Raw genomic sequence first — 1,093 nt, forward strand, 5'->3', positions numbered from 1 at the left:
TGTCACAGACAACTTCTTCGAAGTCGGCGGAGATTCCATCCAGAGCCTGCAGGTGGTCTCGCGCGCCCGCAAGGCAGGATGGCTGGTAAACACGCGACAGGTGTTTGATGATCCGACTGTGGAAGGTCTGGCCGGTGTGGCTGTCTCTGCTCATGAGGCAGAGCAGGCCCATAAGGAGCTGCATACGCCCCTGCCGCTCACTCCCATCCAGGCCTTCTTCTTCGAGCACCGTCCCGACGCGCCCGCCCACTGGAACCAGTCTGTCCTGTTGCGTACGCCAGATGGAGAACTGGATGTCGCCCGTCTGGAACAGGCCCTTCTGGCCGTAGTGACCCGTCATGATGCGCTGCGTCTGCGCTTTGCACACAATGAGGCCGGAGAGTGGTTCCAGCAGGTGGCTCCATCCGAGGACGGTCGCATCCTTGAGATCATGGACTTGCGCGAGAGTGGAGAGAACTGGAAGGATCATCTGCGCGAGCACGGAGAGCGCCTTCAGGCCAGCCTGAACCTTAACTCGGGCCCGATTATGCGGGCCGGCTGGTTCCGTGTGCCTGACGGATCAGGCCGATTGCTGCTGGCCATCCATCATCTCAGTGTGGACGGTGTGTCCTGGCGCGTCCTGCTGGGTGACCTGCAGGACGCCCTCGAACAGAAAGGACCCACCATAACCCTGCCGTCAGCAGTTCTGCCGTGGAGCGCCTGGGTGGATGCCGTCAGGCATTACGGCGAACGCCCTGAGACAGCCGATGAACTGGCCTGGTGGCAGGACTATCTGGCAGATACTTCACCGGATATCCCGGTTGATCTGATTGCCGAGCGCCCACTCTCGTCTTCAGAGACAATTCGCTGGCAGGCCGATGAGGATCTGACCCGCCGTCTGATTGATGCAGCACCCAGAGCCTACCGTATGGGGGTGGAAGACGTGCTGCTGGCCGCTCTGGGGCAGGCACTCGGCGGCTGGAGCGGACAGAGCCGTGTTCTGGTCGATCTTGAAGGCCATGGCCGCGAAGATGTGCTGCCCGGTCTGGACCTGTCTTCGACAGTCGGCTGGTTCACCACTCGCTACACGGCAGTGGTGCCGGTTGCAGAGGAT

1 protein-coding gene is annotated in these 1,093 nt (G+C 61.7%); it reads left to right on the forward strand.

Annotation, left to right across the window (positions count from 1 at the left end; genetic code table 11):
* Positions 1–1,093 (forward strand): condensation domain-containing protein (locus tag AD948_RS00155; protein WP_248845854.1); only part of this gene is annotated, 1,093 nt, incomplete at both ends.

The sequence above is a fragment of the Acetobacter senegalensis genome, from assembly GCF_001580995.1.
GTDB lineage: Bacteria > Pseudomonadota > Alphaproteobacteria > Acetobacterales > Acetobacteraceae > Acetobacter > Acetobacter senegalensis.